The organism is Frondihabitans sp. 762G35 (assembly GCF_002074055.1).
Lineage (GTDB): Bacteria > Actinomycetota > Actinomycetes > Actinomycetales > Microbacteriaceae > Frondihabitans.
Window position 1 is genome coordinate 2,786,005 of the sequence record NZ_CP014619.1, and the last position, 19,955, is coordinate 2,805,959.

Below are 19,955 nucleotides of genomic sequence, written 5' to 3' on the forward strand. Positions count from 1 at the left end.
GTACCGTTCAGGGCATGGCGGGACGATCTGACGACGCGCGCCCGACGGAGCACCGGCGCACGCTGCCGGTGGCCCTCGTCGGGTCGGGAGCCCTCGTGGTCCTCATCGCCGTCGCGGCAGCGTTCTCGAGCCCGCTGACGTTCTCCGGTCCCCGCTTCCTCTTCCCCGGCAGCTCCGCCGTCGTGCCCTCGCCGACGTCCGCGGCGCAGCCCCCTCCGAGCGCCCCGTCGACGCGGACTCCGGCCCCGGCCGACTCGGGCGCCACCCCGAATCTGACCTGGATCCTCTTCGTCCTCCTCGCCCTCGTCCTCGGCGTCATCGTGTTCGCCGCCGTGCGCTGGTACCGAGCTCGGAGGCGCGACGCGGTGGAGGGGGTCGTCGCCCCGCTCGACGGCCTCGGCGCGGTGGCACCCGACGCCGAACCGACGGTCGAGACGAGCGCGCCGTACCTGCGACGCGGGCTCCTGCGCGCCATCGACGTCCTCGACGGGGACCGTCCGCCGACGGACGCCATCGTGGCCGCCTGGCTGGGCCTGCAGGAGGCGGCCGAGGACGCCGGCTGGACGCGGCAGATCAGCGAGACGCCGACGGAGTTCACCACGCGCATCCTGCGCCTCGTCGACGTCGACAGGGCACCCCTCGACACCCTGCGGAGGCTCTACCTCGCAGTGCGGTTCGGCGACGCCACGGCGACGGACGACGACGTGAGGGCCGCCAGGCGCGCCCTCGAGACCCTGTCGACCCAGTGGTCGACGGCCGAGGCCACCCCGTGAGGCCCCCGAGGCTGTTCGCCCCACCGCTCCGCCGCCTCTCGGTGCTGGTGCTCGTCGCGGCGGCCGTGGTGGGGTTCCTCTGCTGGTTCTTCGGGCTCGACGTCCTGCCCTCCGTCCTCGTCGCCGCGGCCGTCGCGGCCGTCGGCTTCACCTGGGTCGCGGTCCAGGAGGCGCCTCCCCTCGACTGGCCGCAACCGGAGGCGCGCCGCACGCCCGGGGCGCGCCGCGACATCGAGACGCTCGGCTGGTCGATGCGCTCCCGCGGCGGCGTCGCCGACAAATCGCTCGCCCGGGCCCGGGAGGCGGCCCGGCACCGGCTCTGGTTCCTCTACGGACTCGACCTCTTCTCGCCCGACGACCGCTCCGCCGTCGAGAGCGTCCTCGCGCCGAGCGTCGTCAAGATCCTCACGGCCCCGCGCCAGGGCACGCTCGACCTCGCGTCGTTCACGCGGATCCTGAGCGCCCTCGAGGGCCTCGGGTCCCGCTCGGCGCCGGAGCCGCGGCGGACCCCGCAGACGCTTGCCGCCTCCCCCGAGGCACCCGCACCCACCGCACCCACCGCATCCACCGAGAGGCCCTCGTGACCACCGCCACCGAACCGTCGATCGACAACGCCCAGCCGCTCTCCGTCGAGGAGGTCTCGCGCCTCGCGGCCGACATCCTCGACCAGGTCGGGAGCGTCGTGGTCGGCATGCGCGACCCCCTGGGCCTGGCCCTCGCGAGCATCCTCGCCGGTGGTCACGTGCTCTTCGAGGACGTCCCCGGGCTCGGCAAGACCCTCGCCGCTCGGAGCCTCGCGGAGGCGTCCGGCCTCGACTTCCGACGGCTGCAGTGCACCCCCGACCTCCTGCCCTCCGACATCACGGGCTCGTTCCTCTACGCGCCGTCGACGTCGGAGTTCGTCTTCCGCCCCGGGCCGGTGTTCACGGGGCTCTTCCTCGCCGACGAGATCAACCGCACCTCGCCGAAGACGCAATCGGCCCTGCTGGAGGCGATGGCGGAGGGCCAGGTGACCGTCGAGGGCCAGAGCTTCCCCCTGCCTCGCCCCTTCCACGTGATCGCGACCTCGAACCCGATCGAGTACGAGGGCACCTACGCGCTCCCCGAGGCGCAGCTCGACCGCTTCATGGTGCGCCTGGCCGTCGGCTATCCGAGCCGCGAGAGCGAGCAGCGGGTGCTCCTCAACCGGGTCGACCGACGCCGCGAGGTGGCCACGGTCACGGCGGTGGTGTCCCCCGAGACGCTGCTGCGGATGCAGGCCACCGTCGAGAGCGTCCACGTCGACCCCGACATCGCGCTCTACTGCGTCGACCTCGTGACGGCGACGCGCACCCACCGCGACGTCCAGGTCGGAGCCTCGCCCCGCGGCGCTCAGGGCCTGATGCTCGTCGGCCGCGCCCGCGCCGTCATGGACGGCCGCGACTTCGTCGCCCCGGAGGACGTCAAGGCGGCGGCGATCCCCGTCCTCGCGCACCGGATCTCCCTCACCCCGCAGGCCTGGGCGAACGGCGTCGACGCCGCCTCCGTGGTCGCCCAGATCGTGGGTGCGGTCGCCGGCCCGCCGGCCGTCGGCGCCCGCGGCGGCGCGCAGGAGTCGCGGTGACGGATCCCGCCCCGACCCACCACCCCGACGACGCGGCCGGTGCGCCCGTCGACACGTCCCTCGACGTGCCGCGCTGGTCGGTGAACCCCGCGGTCGCCTACGGGGCGTCCGTCGGCCTCCTGCTCGCCGCCCTCGGCCTCGTGACGAAGCAGCCGGTGTTCGCGCTCGTCGCGCTGCCGCTGATCGTGAGCGCCGTGGTCGGGCTCGAACGCCGCCCGCGACGCGCGGACGGCGTCGCCATGACGACCGCCCTCCGCCCCGACGACGATGCGAGCGGTGTCCGCTACACCGTCCGCGCAGAGCTGCCGGACGGCGTCGAGGCGGTCTCCCTGCACCTCGTCGGCGGGGACGACGTCACGCACCGCTTCGCCGTCGACTGCGCGACGGCGGCCTCGTTCTCCGGCCGCATCCCCGTGACGCATTCCGGTCCGCAGGAGATCGTGCGCCTCCACTACTCGCTCCTCGCGGACGGCGGCACCTCGGTCAGCAGCCCCGCCCCCGGCCCGATCAGCTCGAGGCTCATCCCCGCCCCCCGGCTCCGGATGGAGAGCCTGCCGCTGCCGCACCGGGTCGTCGGCATCACCGGGGCGCACGGCTCCGCGAACCCGGGCGAGGGCGGCGAGTTCCGCGACGTCGCGCTGTTCGCCCCCGGCGACCGGCTCCGCCGGATCGACTGGAAGGCGACCGCCCGCCGCGCACAGCGCCCCGGCGAGCTCTACGTCCGGCGTTCCTTCGCCACGGCCGACGCCATCGTGATGCTCGTCGTCGACGACCGCGACGAGCTCGGCTCCGACGTCACGCGCTGGAGCGGCGCGCGCGGCGGCGCCCCCACCGCGACCTCCCTCGATCTCGCCCGCGAGGCGGCGACCTCCCTCGCCGCCGCGTACATCACGGCGGGCGACCGGGTCGGGCTCCGCGACCTCGCCGGCACCGCGCGATCGGTGGAGCCGGGCGGGGGGACACGGCACCTGGAGCGGCTGCAGTCGACGATCGCGACGGCCGCCCCGAGCGGCGAGCCGGTGACCTCGGTCCGCACCCCGATCCTGCCGTCGTCCTCGCTCGTCGTCGTGCTCTCGACCTTCCTCGACGACCAGGCCGCCACGATGGCGATCACCTGGGCCGCGACGGGGCACCGCGTCGTCGCCGTCGACGTCCTGCCGGAGCCCGCGACCGACAAGACGTCGCGCGAGCAGAAGGCCGCCTTCCGCCTGCTGATGCTCGAGCGCAACCAGCGTCTCGACGGGATGACCGCCGCAGGAGTCGAGCGGGTGCGCTGGCAGGCCGCCGACGGCGAGAACGTGCCCGCCGTCCAGCTCCGCCTGCTGAGCCGCCCCCGGAGGATGCGATGAGCAGAGCCGGCTTCCCCGACATCGGCCGGACCCTCCCGTCGGAGGCGGTGACGGCGCTCGGCGTCGTCGCGGGCGGCCTCGCCATCTGGCTCGTCGTCGGGATCAGCGGCTGGCTGGCGATCGCGCTCGCGCTCCTCGTCGCCGCGGCTGCCGTGCCGCGCGGGCCCTTCGCGGCGCTCCTCGTGCTGCAGCTCGCCGTGGCCCAGACGCTGACCGGCCTGCCCGGATACTCCGGGCGGCTGGCGCTCGTGCTCCTCGCCACGCACCTCGTGTTCGCCACGGGGCTGCTGTCGGCGTGGCTGCCCCGGCGCTCGCGCGTGCAGCTGGCGGTGCTGCGCCGGCCGCTCCTGCGCTTCGTCGCGATCCAGGTCGTCGCGCAGGCGGCCGCCTTCGTGGTCCTGGGGCTGCTGCGCCGCCCCGAGGCCGTGTCGATCGCCTGGCTCGGCATCGTGGGCGCGGGAGCGGCGCTCGTCGTCGCGCTCGCGTTCGTCGTGCCCGCGCTCCTGCGCCCCACGCGGTAGCCGCCCGGCGCCTGACGCCTGACGCCTGACGCCTGCCGCTGGCCGCTGGCCGCTGGCCGCTGGCCGCTAGCCGCTGGCCGCTGGCCGCTGGCCGCTAGCGCAGCGAAGCGGGCAGCGTGTAGAACCACACGGTGGAACCCGGGTGGTCCTTCGTGATGGCGACGTCGAGATCGCGGTAGTCGGCGTCGAGGTTGTGCCCGACGAGTTTCACGGTCGTCTTCCCGTCGACCGTGGAGACGCCCGAGACGATCATGACGTGGTCGGGGACGCCGTTGTGATTCCAGTCGAAGTAGGCGAGGTCGCCGATGCGGAGCTGGGATCGCTGGGCGTCGGTCCGCTTCGTGAAGCCGAGCGAGGGGGTGTCCTCCAGGTGGTCGTCGAACGTGGGCGCGTAACCCCACGACTCGCTGTGCGCACTCTGCGACCGATAGAACCAGTCGTCGGTCTGAGGCAGGCCCGCGGCCGCGAGCGACTGGCTCACGAAGTTCTGGCAGTCGCCGCCGACCGCGTTGAAGTCGTAATAGGCGGGGTTGTAGCTCGCGGTCCTCCAGTGCGCGAAGGCGTACTGCATCTCGCGATCGACCCCGGTCGTCACCGTCCACCCGTAGGAGAGACCGTCGGCCGACGCAGCCCGGACCTCGGTCGAGCCCCGGAACACCTTGACGACCGCCGTCGCCGGCTGGAAGTCGACCGCCTGCGGCACGACCGCCGTGACCCGCGTGCTCCCGGCGACCGTCACCCGCGAGGCGGCGACCCCGTCGAACGTGACCCGGTCGACACCGGTCAACCCGGTCCCGGTCAGCGTGACGCTCTGCCCCCCGACGACGGAGCCCGACGCCGGGGCGATGGCGACGACGCCGCTCGTCGCGGCGGAGGGCCGGGGCGTGCCCTGCCCGATGCTGGTCTCGCCGAGCGAGCCCGTCCCCGATCCGCCGGCCGAGCATCCTGCCACGAGGGTCATCGCCGCGAGCGTCGCCACGACCACCCCGACCCGCTTGCTTCCGCCACGCCGCATCCGGCCACACCCCTGTCGTCCGCCGACGGCCCGGCAGTCGGCCGGGCCGATTCCGGCGGGCGTCAGACTAACATTCGAGCCTTCACACGATTCTCACGAACCCCCGAGCGAGCAGGAGACGCGGGTCAGAAGACGCTGTACCCGCCGTCGATCGTCAGCACCGACCCCGTCATGAAGCTCGACGCGTCGCTCGCCAGGAAGACCATGGCCGGGCCGAGCTCGCGCGGTTCGCCGGCGCGCTGCTGCGGGGCGTCCTCGATCCAGTGGCGCTGGAAGCGCTCCTCGTGGATGGGTGCCATGTCGGTGTGCATGTAGCCCGGCGCGATCGCGTTCACGCGGACGTTCAGCGGCGCCCACTCGGCGGCGAGGCTCCTGGTCAGGTGGTGGACGGCTGCCTTCGACGCGTTGTAGGCGGGCTGCCACTGGGGGCGGTTGACGATCGCCCCCGACATGGATCCGACGTTCACGATCGTCCCGCCGCCGGCGTCGATCATGTGCCGGCCGAAGACCTGGCTGGCGATGAAGAGGCCGTCGAGGTTCACCCCCATGACGCTGCGCCACTCCTCGTCGGTGACCTCGAGGGTCGGCTTGTGGATGCACGCGCCGGCGTTGTTCACGAGGATGTCGACCCGCCCGAACGCCTCGACCGACTCGCGCAGGAGCCGCTCCACGTCCGCTCGCACCGTCACGTCGGCCGGCACCACGGCGACCCGGGCTCCCAGGGCGGTGAGTTCCGCCTCGACCTCGCTCGCCGCCTCCCGGTCGCGACCGACGATCACGACGGCGGCGCCCGCCTCGGCGAGGGCACGGGCGAAGGCCCTCCCGAGGCCTCGGGTGGACCCGGTGACGACGGCGGTCTTGCCGGTGAGGACGAACGAGTCGAGGACGGTCACGGATCTCCCTTGATCACTGCGGACGGACGTCCGATCATGGTCCCACACCGCTTCGAGATCCGAGGTCGCGAAAATCGTGGCAGTCGTGTAAATTTGCACCGCACGCAACTTTGGTGTGCGCTTTCCAGCCACCGCTCCCAGGCCACGACGGCCGAGCACGGTGGCTCGCTCTTTTTCGGCCGCAGCCGCACGAGCTCTTCCATCCACAGACGAGAGAGAACCAGATGTCCCGGGTTGCTACCGCCGCTCCCACAGCGGCTCCCGCCGAGAGGCAGGGCCTCATGACGCACAGGCAGATCCTGTTCGTCATCTTCGGCCTGATGGCGGGCATGTTCCTGTCCGCCCTCGACCAGACGATCGTCGGCACGGCGATCCGCACGATCGGCGACGACCTGAAGGGCCTCGACCAGCAGGCCTGGGTCACGACCGCCTACCTGATCTGCTCCACGATCGCGACGCCGATCTACGGGAAGCTCTCCGACCTCTTCGGCCGGCGTCCGCTCTTCCTCATCGCGATCGTCATCTTCCTCGTCGGCTCCGCGGCCGCGTCGTTCTCGACCTCGATGTACATGCTGGCGGCCTTCCGCGGCCTCCAGGGCCTCGGTGCCGGTGGCCTGATGGCCCTGCCGCTGACGATCATGGGCGACATCCTCGCCCCCCGCGAGCGCGCGAAGTACCAGGGCTACTTCCTGGCCGTGTTCGGCGTCTCGAGCGTCATCGGCCCGCTGATCGGCGGACTGTTCGCCGGTGCGAACCAGATCCTCTTCATCACCGGCTGGCGCTGGGTGTTCCTCCTCAACGTCCCGATCGGCGTCATCGCCCTCGTCATCGTCGCGGCGTTCCTCCACATCCCCGGGCAGACCCGCAAGGCCAACGTCGTCATCGACTGGTGGGGCGCGATCTTCGTCATCGTCTCCGCCGCTCCGCTGCTCCTCGTGGCCGAGCAGGGCCGCACCTGGGGCTGGGGTTCGTTCAACGCGTGGCTCTGCTACGTCATCGGCGGACTCGGCATCGTCGCGTTCATCGTGACCGAGCGCATGATGGGCGACGCCGCTCTCATCCCCCTCAAGCTGTTCCGCTCGCGCACCTTCTCGATGGCGACCGTCCTGGGCGTCCTCGTCGGCTTCGGCATGTTCGGCGCGCTCCTCACCGTGCCGCTCTACCTGCAGCTCGTGAACGGCTCCACGCCGACGCAGTCGGGCTTCCAGATGCTGCCGATGATCCTCGGCCTGATGATCTCCTCGATCGTCTCGGGTCAGATCATCTCCCGAACCGGCAAGTACAAGATGTTCCCGCCGATCGGGACCGCGTTCATGATCGCCGGCTTCGCCTGGTTCACGACCCTCACCTACGACAAGCCGTGGTGGTACCTCTCCGTCGGCATGATCCTCGTCGGCCTCGGCCTCGGCCAGCTCATGCAGACGCTGACCCTCGCCTCGCAGAATGCCGTCGGACCCCGCGACATCGGTGTGGCCACGTCGTCCTCGACGTTCTTCCGCCAGATCGGTGGCACGCTGGGCACCGCGGTGCTCTTCTCGGTGCTGTTCTCGCGCCTCGGCACCACCATCCCGAACGCCTTCAAGGACCCGACGCTGGCCGCGGCGCAGCAGAAGGCCCTCGCCGATCAGTCCGTCCTGCAGGATCCGAACAACGCCACCCTCCTGGGCTACCTCAAGCAGGCGGCGGGCGGCGACTTCAGCGCCCTGGGCAACGCCCTCAACGGCAACACGTCGTTCCTGAACAACGCCACCGAGGCCCTCAAGGCCCCGTTCCTCGCCGGCTTCGCGAACGCGAGCGTCACCGTCTTCACGATCGCCCTCGCGGTCGTCGCGGTGGCCTTCGTCCTGAGCTTCTTCCTCCGTCCCGCTCCGCTCCGCACGCGGTCCGCGATGGACGAGGCCGCGCACCAGGACGCCACGGCGGCAGCGGCGAAGGCCGACGCCGAGGCCGACAGCGCCCTGGTCGGTGCCGTGGCAGCGACCGGGACGACCTCCCCGCAGATCACGGGATCGCCCGTCTCGCCCGTGACCCCGGAACCGACCCACCACGCGGCCGACGCGCCGGTCGACGCGGTTCCCGACGCGAAGCACCACCGCCACGCCGCCGACGGACCGGAGCACGGTCGGCACGCCGCCGGCGACTCCCCCGTCACCGACTGACGATGCCCCGGCCGATGGCCCGGCTCTCCCCCGCGGGAGGGAGCCGGGCCATCGGCGTCCCGGCACGGGGCAGCCCCGACACCGGGCACCGCCGAGCGGCCGCGGGTCGGCCGCAACAGAGAGTCATCTGGCGCCTCCCTGGGAGCCCTCATCGGGCCCGGAGTGGAACGATGGACGTGACACCCCGATGAAGGAACCCCCCATGGCCCTGACCCCCTACTCGCCCGACCCGCAGCTCCTGCGCACGACGTTCTCGTACTTCCCGTCGGGCGTCGTCGCGCTGGCGGCTGAGGTCGACGGCGCTCCCGAGGGGCTCATCGCGTCGTCGTTCACCGTGGGCGTCTCCCTGGAGCCTCCCCTGGTCGTGTTCTCCGTGCAGAACACGTCGACCACGTGGCCCGTGCTCAAACGGGCTGAGCGCATCGGGATCTCGGTGCTCGGCGAGACGCACGGCCAGACGGCGCGGCAGATCGCCGCCAAAGACAAGTCGACCCGCTTCGAGAACCTCGATCTCGAGACGACCGCGTCGGGGGCCCTCTTCGTGCACGGCTCCCCCGTGTGGCTGGAGACGAAGGCGTACGCCGAGTACCCGGCCGGAGACCATACCCTCATCCTGCTCGAGGTGACGGCGCTCTACGCCGACGACGCGATCGCGCCGCTCGTCTTCCACGGCTCGGCGTTCAAGCAGCTGCTCAAGTCCGCCTAGCGGGCCTCCCCTCCCCCTCCCCCCTCCCAGCCCAGCCCGGGCCGCGAGTGGACAGTTGGCGACGCGTTTCCGCGCGAAACCGTCGAGGAGCGTCCACTCGGCGCCGGAGGCGGGGGGGGCTCGGGCGCGGGGCGCTCGAGCGCGGGCGTCAGACGAAGGTGGCCGCGGGGAGGCGCTTGCGCATGACGGCGACGGCGTCGGGGTTGCTGTCGACGAGCACGAAGCGTCGACCGAGAGCCGAGGCGACCGCCCCCGTGGTGCCGCTGCCCGCGAAGAAGTCGAGGATCCAGTCGCCCTCGCGGCTCGACGCCTGGACGATGCGGCGCAGGATGCCCTCCGGCTTCTGCGTCGGATAACCGGTCTTCTCCCGCCCGGTCGGCGACACGATCGTGTGCCACCAGACGTCGGTCGGCAGCTTGCCGCGCTCCGCTTTCTCGGGCGTGACGAGCCCGGGCGCCATGTACGGCTCGCGGTCGACGGCGGACGAATCGAAGTGGTACCCCTGCGGGTTCTTCACGTAGACCAGGATCGTGTCGTGCTTCGTCGGCCAGTGGCTCCTGCTCTTCGCCCCGTAGTCGTAGGCCCAGATGATCTCGTTCAGGAACGACGCCCGCCCGAAGAGCGCGTCGAGCAGGACCTTCGCGTAGTGCGCCTCGCGGTAGTCGAGGTGGAGGTAGAGCGTGCCGTCGTCGGCCAGGAGCCGCCACGCCTCGGCGAGACGCGGCTCGAGGAACGACCAGTAGTCGTCGAACCGGTCGTCGTACTTCATCAGATCACCGCGGATCCGCTCGTACTGGACGCCCTTGAACCCCGTGACCGCACCCGCGCGGGAGCCTCGGACGGAGGTCGTCTCGTGGCGGGTCTGACTCCGACCCGTGTTGAACGGCGGATCGAGGTACACCACCGTGAACGCGCCGTCGGGCAGCGTCGCGACGACCTCGAGGTTCTCCCCCAGGGCGACGATGTCGCCGGAGTCGGGGGTCCAGTCGAGGGGCATCCCCCTATTCTGTCGGTCGTTCAGGTTTCTCCCGACCAGGCCCGGCGTAGGGTGCTGGGATGACCGTCGAAGTCCGCAATGACGAAGCCCAGGCCCAGTACACGATCCTCGACGACGGGGCCACCGTCGGGTTCGCCGCCTACGAGATCACAGGCGACAGCATCGCCTTCACGCACACCGAGGTCGACCCGTCGCGACAGGGCAAGGGGTACGCGGGCACGCTCGTCCAGCACGCGCTCGACGACGTCCGCGCCTCGTCCACCCGGAGGGTGATCCCGGCCTGCTCGTACGTCGCCACCTGGATCGAGCGGCACCCCGACTACCAGGAGCTCACGCAACGCTGACGCGCCGGCCCGCTCAGGGGACGCGCGCCAGCCACTCCGGCGTCGCGAACTTCGTGCGGACGAGCTCTTCGGCCTGGGCCATCTCCTCGGGTGTCACGTGCCCGACCGTCGCCCCGTAGAGCCCGGTGAAGGTCTGCTTGAGCCGCTCGATCACCTCGGCCCTCGGGAGTCCCGTCTGCGACCGCAGCGGATCGACGCGCTTGGCGGCGCTCGTCGTGCCCTTGTCGCTCATCTTCTCGCGGCCGATCCGGAGCACCTGCACCATCTTCTCGCCGTCCATGTCGTAGCTCATGGTCGCGTGGTGGAGGAGCGCGCCGTTGCCGAGGCGCTTCTGCGCCGCCCCGCCGATCTTGCCCTTGGCGCTCGTGATGTCGTTGAGCGGCTGATAGAACGCGTCGATCCCCATGGCCTTGAGCCCGGTGATCACCCACTCGTCCAGGTAGGCGTACGAGTCGGCGAAGCTCATCCCCTGCACCAGGTCTCCGGGTGCGTAGAGCGAGTAGGTGACGATCGACTCGGCGTCCATGAACATGGCACCGCCGCCCGAGATCCGGCGCACCACCTGGAAGCCGAACTTCTCGGCGTTCTCCGGGTCGACCTCGTTCTTGAGCGACTGGAAGCTGCCGATGACGACGGCGGGCTCCTTCCACTCCCAGAAGCGGAGGGTGGGCCCGCGCCGACCGGCGCCGACCTCCTCGGTGAGCACCTGGTCGAGGGCGAGGTGGAGGTTCGGCGAGACCGGGGCGTCGTGGATGATCTCCCACGGGTAATCGCGCCAGTCGGTCGCTCGGCTCAGGGAGCGGCGGATCGCGACGGCGATGGCCTCCGGCGTGACGCCGAGCATCGTGGTGCCCTCGGGCAGCCCCGCCCGGATCGCGGCGACGATGGCGGCGGAGTCGGAGGCCGCGTCGAGGCCGTTGATCGAGCGATCGATGGCCTCCAGGGCGTCGTCGGGCTCCAGGAAGAAGTCGCCCGCCAGGCGGAACGACGCGATGCGGCCGTCTCGGACGTCGAGGTCGACCACGACGAGCTTGCCGCCGGGGACCTTGTATTCACCGTGCATGGGGCGAGCCTACGCCGCGCCGGCGCCGAGCCTAAGCCGCGCCGAAACGGGCATCGAGCCAGCCGACGAGGTCGCTCATGACCTCGTCGCGGTTGGTCTCGTTGAAGACCTCGTGACGGGCGCCGTCGTAGACGATCAGCTCGACGTCGCTCAGGTGGCTGCGGTTGAGATAGGCGTGGGCTAGCTTCTCGGCGCTGGCCGTGCCACCCAGGGTGTCGTCGCTGCCCACCTGGATGAGGAGCGGGAGGTCGCGGGCGAGGTGCTTCGCGGGGCGGCCGAAGAGCTTCAGGGCATCCTGCAGGCCGAAGAGCTTGAGGACGGTCGCCTCCACGGCCCGCGGGTCGGAGGCCATCGCCTCGGCCACGGCCGGGTCGCGGCTGAGCCACTCGAACCCGGTCGTACCGAGGTGCGCGTGGCGCTTGTTGAGGTCGCCGCCGTTCATGGAGCGCGGGGTCCGGTACGCGGTTCCGGTCAGGACCGCGGCGTCGAAGTCGTCGGCGTGGTCGTTGATGGCGATCTGCATCATCAGCGAGCCGAGCGAGTGCCCGAGCCCGATGACGGGCACGCCGGGGTTCTCGTCGCGCAGGATGCCCGTCAGCTGCCGCACCGCCGCCATCGCCGCGTCGAACCCGCCCTCCCCCAGGCGCCCGAGCCGACCGCTGCCCTCGCCCCACTGGCCGATACCGGTGCGCCCGTGCCCGCGGTGGTCGTTCGCGTACACGGAGTAGCCCGCGTTGACGAGGACCTGCGCGAGCGGTTCGTAGCGGAGAGCCCACTCGCCCACACCGTGGACGATCTGGACGACGCCGCGGGGCTTGCCGACCTTCCAGGCGTAGTAGGCGATCGTGACGCCGAAGGAATCGACGAACTCGTAGTCGCCGCGGGCTGCTTCGAAGGTGGGCACGGCGTCATCTTCCCACCTGCGTCGGCCTCCGCTCCACTTCCGCTCCGCTGCGTCGCCCGCCTGCGAAGCGGTCGCGTCGACGCCGACGCCCATCCGGCCGCCGGTCGCGTCGACGAGCCGGACCCGATGGTTCACGCGCATCGAACGCGTGCACGACGGACGCGCGCACGACGACGCCGCCGGTGGGAGCCGGCGGCGTCGTCTTCGTGGAGCAGGTGCACGGGGAGGGGCGACGGCTAGTCGTCGGAGCCGTGGCCGCCGGAACCGTTGTCGTCGACACCGGTGTCGTCGCCGCCGTGGCGCCCGGAGCCGGAGTGGGCGGCGGTGTCGTCGCTGCCGTGACCGCTCGATGTCGACGCGCCGGAATCGCCGTGGTGACCGCTGTCGTCGGCTGCGGGAGCCGACGTCGGGCCTGCCGAGGGAGCCGCGACGGGCGCGGGAGCCGCGACGGCCGTGCCGTCGTCGCCGTGGTCGTCGGTGCCGGTCGTGTGAACACCGTGGTCGTCGGTGCCCGGTGCGTCGACACTGTGGTCGTCGGTGCCTGGCGCGTCGACACCGTGGTCGTCGACCGTGGCGGCCGCGTCGTCGCCCGAGGGAGCGACGGTCGCGGCGGCCACGCCTGCGGAGCGGTGCGAGCGATCGTCGGCCGATCGCGACCCGGACCCACCGCGGCGCCCGCCGTGGTCGTCGGTGCCGGTCGTGTGAACACCGTGGTCGTCGACGCGGGGAGCGGCGGAAGCGGACGGCGTCGCCGAGGACGAGACGTGCGGGACGACGTCGTCAGCGCCCTGCGAGGCGAATGCGACGCCCGTCCCGCCGAGGACGAGGGCGGCGACGGCGGTGCCACCGATGATCCACGTCGAAGGACGGGAGAGGGTCGGACGGGTGAAGCTGCGGAGCTTGTTCATGGTGACCTCCTGGTTGGGTGAGGTCAGAGTCACAGGGTGGCGCTGAAGCGATCCTGAAGCGTTCTGAAGATCTGTTCAGGTGGCGTCGACGGGCGCGTCGGGCTCCGCGGCGCGAGGGAGCACCACCTCGAAGCGGGCGCCTCCGAGCTCGCCGGAGGTGACGCGCACCGACCCTCCTTGCCCTGCGACGATGCCGCGGACGATGGCGAGGCCGAGGCCGCTGCCGCCGGATTCGCGAGCCCGCGCCTCATCGAGCCGGACGAAGCGTTCGAACACGCGCTCGCGCTCGTCGGGTTCGATGCCGGACCCGTCGTCTTCCACGGCCAGCCGGACCGAACCGCCGTCGTCGTCGAGAAGCTCGAGCCGCACGGTGCCGGCCGCGTGTCGAGCAGCGTTGTCGGCGAGGTTGCGCACCACCTGCGAGAGAAGCCCCGCGTCGCCCTGCAATCGGGCGGCCTGCACGCGCGACGAGTCGACGACGAGTCGGCCCGTGGCTCGCAGACGGGACGCTTCGGCCAGGACGACGTCGTCGAGATCGACGGTGTGCACCGTTCGCGCCAGCGCCCCCTCGTCGGCACGCGCCAGCAGGAGCATCGCGCTGACGAGATCGGCGAGGCGGTCTCCCTCGGCGAGGACGGTCTCGGCGAGCTGGCCGGGCGGCAGCGATTCGGGGTACGACTTCGCCACCTCCGCGTGCTGCCGCATGACCGCGAGCGGCGAACGCAGTTCGTGCGACGCGTCGGACACGAAACGACGTTGAGCCGCGGCCGCCGAATCGAGGCGGTCGAGCATGTCGTTCAGGGTGGAGGCGAGGCGAGAGATCTCGTCGGCACCGCCGGGATCGGGGAGTCGCCTCGACAGCTGGGACGCCGTGATGCCGGCGACCTCGCGGCGCATCCTCTCGACGGGCCGCAGCGCGCGGCCGACGACGAACCACGTGGTCGCGGCCATGACGAGCAGCAGGATCGGGATCAGCACCGCCAGGGTCGACACCGTCGCGCGCTCGGTCGCCTCCGCCGCCGCGGTGGACCGCGCCGCCAGCACGAGGTACTGCGCCGCAGGGCCGCTGCCCGCGGCCGTCGAACCCGCGGCGGACGGGCCCGCGGCCGACGAGGACGCCGCCGTCCCCGACGACGAGAGCCAGCCGGGCGTCAGCGCCGAGAGCGCGTCGTCGGCGCCGCCGCCCGTGCTCGAGCCACCGGACGACCCGGAGCCGCCGGACCCGGAGCCTCCGGACCCGGAGCCGCCCGAGCTCCCGGACCCGCCCGAACCGGAGCCCCCGGATGTCGAACCGCTCGAACCACCCGAGCTCCCCGAGCCGCCCGAAGACCGGCCGGACCCGCCGCTCGATCCCGAGGTCGAGTCGTCCGGCACCGCCGACGCGGCGCCCGTCGACGCGCCATCCGACCCGGACCTGCCCCCGCGGTCGTCGGCCGGCGGCGTGATCGTCACCGTCGGCGCGGGCGTCGACCGATCGGTGGCGTCGGTCGACGAGACGAGATACCGCTGCCCGCCGAGCACGAGGGTGCCGCTCTGGACGGCGGGCGCCGACTCCCGGTAGAGCCGCATCGAGTCGGGATCGCCACCCGTCGCGAGGACGACCCCGGACGAGGCGGAGGCCACGGCCACGAAGCCGCTCTCGACCGACGAGTCGACCTCCACCGCGGCGTCGGGAGTCGCCCCGGTCTCGAGTCGAGCGAGCACGCGCTCCGCGTCGGCGGTCGCCGACGAACGGATGCCCTGCTCGAGGACGGCTCGCTGGACCACGGCGAAGACCGCCGAAGCGCCGACCAGCGTGACACCGACGATCGCGATGGCCGCGAGCGTGATCCGCAGCCGCAGGGAACCGCGGCGCGGCCTGGACCCGCCGGACCGCCCCGACGGGCCGCCGGGCTCACCCACCGTCTGCCGCCAACCGGTAGCCGGCGCCCCGGACCGTCTCGATGGCATCGCGCCCGAACGGTCGGTCGAGCTTGTTGCGGAGGTGCCGGACGTAGACCTCCACGATGTTGGGGTCACCCTCGAAATCGTCGTTCCAGATGTCGTCGAGCATCTGCCGCTTGGTCACGACGACGCCGGCGTTGCGCAGCAGGAACTCGAGGACCGTGTACTCGCGCGTGGTCAGCTCGATCGGCGACTCGCCCCGCCAGACCTTCCGAGACGCGGGATCGAGTCGCAGGTCGCCCGCGGTCAGCACCGTGGGCCGCTCGCGCGCACCCCTCCGCACCAGCGCGCGAAGCCGAGCGAGCAGCACCGCGAACGAGAACGGCTTCGTCAGGTAGTCGTCGGCGCCGGTGTCGAGCCCCTCGACTTCGTCCCACTCGCCGTCCTTGGCCGTGAGCATGACGACCGGGGTCCAGTTGCCGGCCTCGCGCATCGACCGGCAGACGCTGTAGCCCGAGAGTTCGGGCAGCATGATGTCGAGGATGACGGCGTCGTAGGCGACCTCCTGCGTGCGCCAGAGCCCGTCGGTCCCGGTGGCGGCGTGGTCGACGGCGATGCCCTCGGCCTCGAGACCGAGCCGGAGCCCTTCCGCGAACGCGGCGTTGTCTTCGACCACCAGTACTCGCACGCCGCCCCTCCTCCGCTGTCGTGAGCCCATCCTGGCGGCTCCGCGCTGAAGCTGGGCTGAAGCGCCTGAAAATGGTCTCGCGGCGTCGCGGACACGGCGGCCGGACGGCGACGACGTCAGTGCGCCGTGTAGCCCCCGTCGACGAGGTGGTACGACCCGGAGATGAACGACGCCTCGTCGCTCAGGAGGTAGAGGACCAGGCTCGCGACCTCGACGTCGGTGCCGAGCCGCTTCGCCGCGTGCTCGTTCTCGAGGGCCTCACGCTGCTCCGCCGGAAGGGATCGCAGGAGCGGCGTATCGATGTACCCGGGACCGACGGCGTTCGTCCGCACCCCCTGGGCCGTGTACTCGAGGGCCGCGACCTTGGTGAGGCCGACGAGCGCGTGCTTCGAGGCCACATAGGCCGCGTTGTTGGCCGCGCCGACCGAGCCGAGGATGCTGCTGACGTTCACGATCGCGCCGCCCCCGGAGGCGAGGAGGGCCGGGATCTGGTGGCGGAGGCCGTAGAAGACGCCGTCGAGGTCGACCGCTCGGACGCGATCCCACGCCTCGATGTCGTACTCGCCGATCGGGGCGGGGGCGGCGGCGATGCCGGCGTTGTTGACGGCGAGGTGCAGCCCACCGAACGTCTCCGTGGCGAACGCGACGGCCGCCTCCGACTGCCCGGCGATCGCGGTGTTCTGCTCGAACGCCGCGGCTCGACCGGAGGCGTCCCGGATGGCCGCGGCCACGCGCTCGGCCTGGTCGAGTCGGATGTCGGTGACGACGACCGCCGCCCCCTCGCCGGCCAGCCGCTTCGCGATCGCCTCGCCGATGCCGCTGCCGGCCCCGGTCACCAGTGCCACTCGTCCGTCGAACCTCGCCACGGGGATCCTGCCTCTCGTCGTTCTCGTCTGTCGTCGCCCCGGATGCTACGCCCGACCGGACGAAGTGGTTTAGTTAGCATGACTAATTTGTTAGGCTAAGGATCGATGACAGACTCGACCACCACGACCGGCCCGGTGCGGACGGTCCCCCACGCCCAGCTCGCCACCGACGTCCGCCAGGGCGTCCTCCGTCTCTCGCGGCGGCTCCGTCAGCAGAAGGCCGACACGGGCGTGAGCGACACCCAGATGGCGGCGCTCGGCTTCCTCCTCCAGAACGAACCGCTCACGATCGGCGTGCTCAGCGAGCACGAGGGCGTCACGCCCCCGTCGATGAACCGCACCATCAACGCCCTCGTCGACCTGGGCTACGTCGAGCGCGGCACCGACGCCGACGACCGCCGCAAGGTGATCCTCCGCACGACGACCGAGGGCGCGAGCTTCGTGCTCGAGACGCGGCGCCGCCGGGACGAGTGGCTCGTCCCGCGGCTGGCCCGGCTGACGGCCGACGAGAGGCGCACGCTCGCCGAGGCGACGCGGATCCTGCGAGAGCTGGCGCGCTCGTGAGCGCGACGTTCCGCAGCCTCGGCGTCTTCAACTACCGGCTCTGGTTCGGCGGCGCGCTCGTCTCGAACACCGGCACCTGGATGCAGTCGACGGCTCAGGACTGGGTCGTGCTGACCCAGCTGACCGACCACGACGCCACCGCCCTCGGCATCACGATGGCGCTGCAGTTCCTGCCGCCGATCCTGATGATCCCAATCACGGGCCTCATCGCCGATCGCTACGACCGGCGGAAGATGCTGATGCTGACGCAGGGCGCCCTCGGCACCCTCGGCCTCGCGCTGGGCATCCTGGTCGTCACGGGACTCGTGCAGCTCTGGATGGTGTGGGGCTTCGCGCTCCTTCTCGGGATCGTCCAGGCGATCGACGCCCCCATCCGGCAGAGCTTCGTCTCGGAGCTCGTCACCCCCGAGAACCTCTCCAATGCGGTCTCGCTCAACTCGGCGTCGTTCAACGGGGCCCGACTGATCGGGCCCGCCGTGGCCGGCGTGCTCATCGCGACGGTCGGTTCGGGCTGGGTGTTCCTCATCAACGCGGCGTCGTTCGGCGCCGTCCTCGCGTCGCTCCGCTTCATCCGGGTCGACCAGCTCCAGTTCAAGCCCACCGTGAAGCGTGCCAAGGGGCAGATCAAGGAGGGCTTCCGCTACGTGCGCGGGCGCCCCGACCTCGTCGTGGTGTTCGTGATGATCTTCATCATCGGCACGTTCGGCATGAACTTCCCCATCTTCACGTCGACGATGGCGACGCAGGAGTTCGGCGTCGGTGCCAGCGGCTTCGGCCTCCTCACCTCGGCGGTGGCGGTCGGCTCCCTCTCCGGCGCGCTGCTCTCGGCCCGGCGCGAGCGACCGCGGATGCGCGTGCTCGTGCTGGCCTCGATCTCGTTCGGGGTGACCTGCGCGATCGCCGCCGTGATGCCGACGTACTGGACCTTCGCCCTCGTGCTCGTCGCGGTCGGCCTGTCGTCGATCACCCTCATGACGACCGCCAACGGCACCGTCCAGCTCGGCGCCGCCCCGCAGATGCGCGGCCGGGTGATGGCCCTGTACATGGCGATCTTCACCGGCGGCACCCCGATCGGCGCCCCCATCGTCGGCTGGATCGCCAACACGTTCGGCCCGCGTGCGGCCATGGGCGTGGGCGCAGGAGCCGGCTTCGCGGCCGCCGCCGTCGCGATCGTCTGGCTCGTGCGCGCTCAGCACCTGCGGCTCCGCCACCGCGACGGTCTGCACTTCGCCGTGCGGCACGACGGCGACGGGCTCCCGGCGACGGAGTCGATCCGGCTGCCCGCCCCGCAGTCGACGTCGCGCTAGAAGCCGCCGAGCGCGAGCGGAGCAGGCCGGTCGAGCGGAGCGGGCAGGGCGCCTAGGCTGACCGGATGGGGACGAGACACTGGTCGGCAGCGGTCGCCGCGGTCGTCGCGCTGACGCTGGCGGCCGCAGGATGCACGGCCACCGCCGCCACGACGACGACGCCCAGCACGCCCTCCGCCCGCGCCGTCACCCTGCCCCCGACCACCGGCGCCGCCGACTACCAGCTCGGGGGCGCCTACGCACCGCCGTCCGGCGTCACCGTGGTCACCCGCGACAGCACCGAGAAGCCCGCCCGCGGCATCTACTCGATCTGCTACGTGAACGGCTTCCAGACGCAGCCCGGTGCCTCCTGGCCGGACGACCTCATCCTGCACACGCCGTCCGGCGCCCCGCTGGTCGACCCCGGCTGGCCCGACGAGCACCTCCTCGACATCTCGACGGCGGCCAAGCGGTCGACGATCGCGGCCCGGCTCGCTCCGACCATCGACTCCTGCGCCCGCGCCGGGTTCCGGGGCGTGGAGTTCGACAACCTCGACTCCTACTCGCGGTCGAAGGGGGCCCTGACCCTCGACGACGCCGTCGCCTTCGCCGGCCTCCTCACGACCCGGGCCCACCGCGACCACCTCGCCGCCGGCCAGAAGAACACCGCGGAACTCGGACGCCGCGGGCGCGACGCGGCGCGGTTCGACTTCGCCGTGACGGAGGAGTGCGACCGGTTCTCCGAGTGCCGAGCGTTCACGGGCGTGTACGGCGCGCACGTCCTGGACATCGAGTACACCGACGACCTCCGCGGCACGTTCGCCGAGGTCTGCGCGCGCAAGGCGACGCCGCGCCTGACGATCCTGCGCGACCGCGACCTGGTCGCGCGCGGGCAGTCCGGGTACGTCTACCGTCGCTGCTGAAAAGGTGCGCCCCGTGCAGGATTAGGCTGGTCCTTTCTGCCCGTCTCCATCGCGAAGGTTCCATGTTCCACCTCAGCAAAACCTCGTCCGTGTCCCTCGGCGTCATCGCCCTCCTCTCCGCCGGAGTCTTGACCGGCTGCTCCGCCGGCTCGGGCGGCGCTTCGGCTCCGGCCTCGTCGTCGGCAACCGCCTCCGCCTCGAGCGAGGCGTCGAGCGCCTCCGTCGCCCTCCCCACCGACTTCCCGAAGTCGGTCCCGCTGGTCGACGGCGACGTCGCCGCAGCCAACGGCGACGCCAACGACGGCTGGACCGCGACCGTCTCCCCGAAGGCCTCGAACGGGTTCGCCGGAGCCGTCGCCGCCCTGAAGAAGGCCGGCTTCACCGAGCAGCCGGGCGCGACCGAGCGTCAGGCGACCTTCCAGGACGCCGACTACTCCGTCAGCGTGAGCACGCCCGGCCAGTCGGTCACGTACATCGTCTCCACCCGCTGAGGGGCGGCGCCGCCGTGA

The 19,955-nt window shown here is 71.9% G+C and carries 21 protein-coding genes; 12 read left to right on the forward strand and 9 right to left on the reverse strand.

What is annotated here, in order from left to right:
- Nucleotides 1-14: 14 nt before the first annotated feature.
- Genes AS850_RS13180 through AS850_RS13200 form a run of 5 tightly spaced genes read left to right on the forward strand, consistent with a single transcriptional unit; the run spans nucleotide 15 to nucleotide 4,246 of the window.
- On the forward strand, nucleotides 15-773 hold the full coding sequence (locus AS850_RS13180; RefSeq protein ID WP_164088459.1) for a DUF4129 domain-containing protein: 759 nt from the start codon (nucleotides 15-17) through the stop codon (nucleotides 771-773).
- Complete coding sequence (locus AS850_RS13185; protein WP_123955516.1) at nucleotides 770-1,357, forward strand: hypothetical protein; 588 nt, start codon at nucleotides 770-772, stop codon at nucleotides 1,355-1,357. The genes AS850_RS13180 and AS850_RS13185 overlap by 4 nt, the downstream gene beginning before the upstream one ends.
- Nucleotides 1,354-2,376 carry an AAA family ATPase gene (locus AS850_RS13190; RefSeq protein ID WP_236940720.1) on the forward strand — a complete coding sequence of 341 codons (1,023 nt, stop codon included), beginning with the start codon at nucleotides 1,354-1,356 and terminating at the stop codon, nucleotides 2,374-2,376. The genes AS850_RS13185 and AS850_RS13190 overlap by 4 nt, the downstream gene beginning before the upstream one ends.
- Nucleotides 2,373-3,725 (forward strand): DUF58 domain-containing protein, encoded by a 1,353-nt coding sequence (locus AS850_RS13195; protein ID WP_119869531.1) that lies wholly within the window; start codon nucleotides 2,373-2,375, stop codon nucleotides 3,723-3,725. The genes AS850_RS13190 and AS850_RS13195 overlap by 4 nt, the downstream gene beginning before the upstream one ends.
- Nucleotides 3,722-4,246 (forward strand): hypothetical protein, encoded by a 525-nt coding sequence (locus AS850_RS13200; RefSeq protein ID WP_119869532.1) that lies wholly within the window; start codon nucleotides 3,722-3,724, stop codon nucleotides 4,244-4,246. Before AS850_RS13195 ends, AS850_RS13200 begins: the two co-directional genes overlap by 4 nt.
- A gap of 94 nt (nucleotides 4,247-4,340) precedes the next feature.
- Here AS850_RS13200 and AS850_RS13205 read toward each other — a convergent pair whose 3' ends face one another.
- Entirely contained in the window at nucleotides 4,341-5,225 is an 885-nt protein-coding gene (locus AS850_RS13205; RefSeq protein WP_164088460.1) for an amidase domain-containing protein, read from the reverse strand.
- A 161-nt stretch (nucleotides 5,226-5,386) separates the two neighbouring features.
- Nucleotides 5,387-6,154, reverse strand: a complete 768-nt coding sequence (locus AS850_RS13210) for an SDR family NAD(P)-dependent oxidoreductase (RefSeq protein ID WP_119869534.1) — start codon at nucleotides 6,152-6,154, stop codon at nucleotides 5,387-5,389.
- 281 nt (nucleotides 6,155-6,435) lie between these two features.
- Between AS850_RS13210 and AS850_RS13215 the strand changes: the two genes are divergently transcribed.
- Together AS850_RS13215 and AS850_RS13220 are read left to right on the forward strand one after the other, a co-directional pair.
- Nucleotides 6,436-8,313 carry an MDR family MFS transporter gene (locus AS850_RS13215; protein ID WP_119869535.1) on the forward strand — a complete coding sequence of 626 codons (1,878 nt, stop codon included), beginning with the start codon at nucleotides 6,436-6,438 and terminating at the stop codon, nucleotides 8,311-8,313.
- A gap of 202 nt (nucleotides 8,314-8,515) precedes the next feature.
- Entirely contained in the window at nucleotides 8,516-9,019 is a 504-nt protein-coding gene (locus tag AS850_RS13220; protein WP_119869536.1) for a flavin reductase family protein, read from the forward strand.
- A 148-nt stretch (nucleotides 9,020-9,167) separates the two neighbouring features.
- On the opposite strand, the gene AS850_RS13225 is transcribed toward AS850_RS13220, so the two are convergent.
- Entirely contained in the window at nucleotides 9,168-10,016 is an 849-nt protein-coding gene (locus AS850_RS13225; RefSeq protein ID WP_119869537.1) for a DNA-methyltransferase, read from the reverse strand.
- Nucleotides 10,017-10,075: 59 nt separating this feature from the next.
- Between AS850_RS13225 and AS850_RS13230 the strand changes: the two genes are divergently transcribed.
- Nucleotides 10,076-10,360: a GNAT family N-acetyltransferase gene (locus tag AS850_RS13230; protein ID WP_119869538.1), complete on the forward strand. Its 285-nt coding sequence runs from the start codon at nucleotides 10,076-10,078 to the stop codon at nucleotides 10,358-10,360.
- A gap of 13 nt (nucleotides 10,361-10,373) precedes the next feature.
- Here the strand turns inward: AS850_RS13230 and AS850_RS13235 are convergent, their stop codons facing one another.
- From AS850_RS13235 to AS850_RS13260, 6 genes are all read right to left on the reverse strand, one after another.
- A complete protein-coding gene (locus AS850_RS13235) occupies nucleotides 10,374-11,423 on the reverse strand; it encodes a lipoate--protein ligase family protein (protein WP_119869539.1) in 1,050 nt (349 codons plus the stop codon).
- Nucleotides 11,424-11,454: 31 nt separating this feature from the next.
- Nucleotides 11,455-12,327: an alpha/beta fold hydrolase gene (locus AS850_RS13240; RefSeq protein ID WP_236940721.1), complete on the reverse strand. Its 873-nt coding sequence runs from the start codon at nucleotides 12,325-12,327 to the stop codon at nucleotides 11,455-11,457.
- 236 nt (nucleotides 12,328-12,563) lie between these two features.
- Nucleotides 12,564-13,235: a hypothetical protein gene (locus tag AS850_RS13245; RefSeq protein WP_119869540.1), complete on the reverse strand. Its 672-nt coding sequence runs from the start codon at nucleotides 13,233-13,235 to the stop codon at nucleotides 12,564-12,566.
- A 75-nt stretch (nucleotides 13,236-13,310) separates the two neighbouring features.
- Nucleotides 13,311-15,137, reverse strand: coding sequence for a sensor histidine kinase (locus tag AS850_RS16835; protein WP_236940722.1), 1,827 nt, complete (start codon nucleotides 15,135-15,137; stop codon nucleotides 13,311-13,313).
- Nucleotides 15,130-15,807, reverse strand: coding sequence for a response regulator transcription factor (locus AS850_RS13255; protein ID WP_119869541.1), 678 nt, complete (start codon nucleotides 15,805-15,807; stop codon nucleotides 15,130-15,132). Before AS850_RS13255 ends, AS850_RS16835 begins: the two co-directional genes overlap by 8 nt.
- 116 nt (nucleotides 15,808-15,923) lie before the next feature.
- Nucleotides 15,924-16,673, reverse strand: coding sequence for an SDR family NAD(P)-dependent oxidoreductase (locus tag AS850_RS13260; RefSeq protein WP_119869542.1), 750 nt, complete (start codon nucleotides 16,671-16,673; stop codon nucleotides 15,924-15,926).
- A 105-nt stretch (nucleotides 16,674-16,778) separates the two neighbouring features.
- Between AS850_RS13260 and AS850_RS13265 the strand changes: the two genes are divergently transcribed.
- The 4 genes from AS850_RS13265 to AS850_RS13280 all read left to right on the forward strand — a co-directional run bounded on the left by AS850_RS13265 (nucleotide 16,779) and on the right by AS850_RS13280 (nucleotide 19,937).
- Nucleotides 16,779-17,237, forward strand: a complete 459-nt coding sequence (locus tag AS850_RS13265; protein WP_119869543.1) for a MarR family winged helix-turn-helix transcriptional regulator — start codon at nucleotides 16,779-16,781, stop codon at nucleotides 17,235-17,237.
- Nucleotides 17,234-18,544 (forward strand): MFS transporter, encoded by a 1,311-nt coding sequence (locus AS850_RS13270; protein ID WP_119869544.1) that lies wholly within the window; start codon nucleotides 17,234-17,236, stop codon nucleotides 18,542-18,544. Before AS850_RS13265 ends, AS850_RS13270 begins: the two co-directional genes overlap by 4 nt.
- 65 nt (nucleotides 18,545-18,609) lie before the next feature.
- Nucleotides 18,610-19,446: an endo alpha-1,4 polygalactosaminidase gene (locus AS850_RS13275; RefSeq protein WP_119869545.1), complete on the forward strand. Its 837-nt coding sequence runs from the start codon at nucleotides 18,610-18,612 to the stop codon at nucleotides 19,444-19,446.
- A gap of 62 nt (nucleotides 19,447-19,508) precedes the next feature.
- Nucleotides 19,509-19,937, forward strand: coding sequence for a hypothetical protein (locus AS850_RS13280; RefSeq protein ID WP_119869546.1), 429 nt, complete (start codon nucleotides 19,509-19,511; stop codon nucleotides 19,935-19,937).
- The last annotated feature ends 18 nt before the right edge of the window (nucleotides 19,938-19,955 follow it).

Bases quoted from the DNA above. Each gene is read 5' to 3' on its own strand.
- AS850_RS13235 (WP_119869539.1), bottom strand. From the start codon at position 11,423: ATGCACGGTGAATACAAGGTCCCCGGCGGCAAGCTCGTCGTGGTCGAC.
- AS850_RS13275 (WP_119869545.1), top strand. From the start codon at position 18,610: ATGGGGACGAGACACTGGTCGGCAGCGGTCGCCGCGGTCGTCGCGCTG.
- AS850_RS13180 (WP_164088459.1), top strand. From the start codon at position 15: ATGGCGGGACGATCTGACGACGCGCGCCCGACGGAGCACCGGCGCACG.
- AS850_RS13265 (WP_119869543.1), top strand. From the start codon at position 16,779: ATGACAGACTCGACCACCACGACCGGCCCGGTGCGGACGGTCCCCCAC.
- AS850_RS13280 (WP_119869546.1), top strand. From the start codon at position 19,509: ATGTTCCACCTCAGCAAAACCTCGTCCGTGTCCCTCGGCGTCATCGCC.
- AS850_RS13215 (WP_119869535.1), top strand. From the start codon at position 6,436: ATGACGCACAGGCAGATCCTGTTCGTCATCTTCGGCCTGATGGCGGGC.
- AS850_RS13220 (WP_119869536.1), top strand. From the start codon at position 8,516: ATGGCCCTGACCCCCTACTCGCCCGACCCGCAGCTCCTGCGCACGACG.
- AS850_RS13245 (WP_119869540.1), bottom strand. From the start codon at position 13,235: ATGAACAAGCTCCGCAGCTTCACCCGTCCGACCCTCTCCCGTCCTTCG.
- AS850_RS13230 (WP_119869538.1), top strand. From the start codon at position 10,076: ATGACCGTCGAAGTCCGCAATGACGAAGCCCAGGCCCAGTACACGATC.
- AS850_RS13200 (WP_119869532.1), top strand. From the start codon at position 3,722: ATGAGCAGAGCCGGCTTCCCCGACATCGGCCGGACCCTCCCGTCGGAG.
- AS850_RS13225 (WP_119869537.1), bottom strand. From the start codon at position 10,016: ATGCCCCTCGACTGGACCCCCGACTCCGGCGACATCGTCGCCCTGGGG.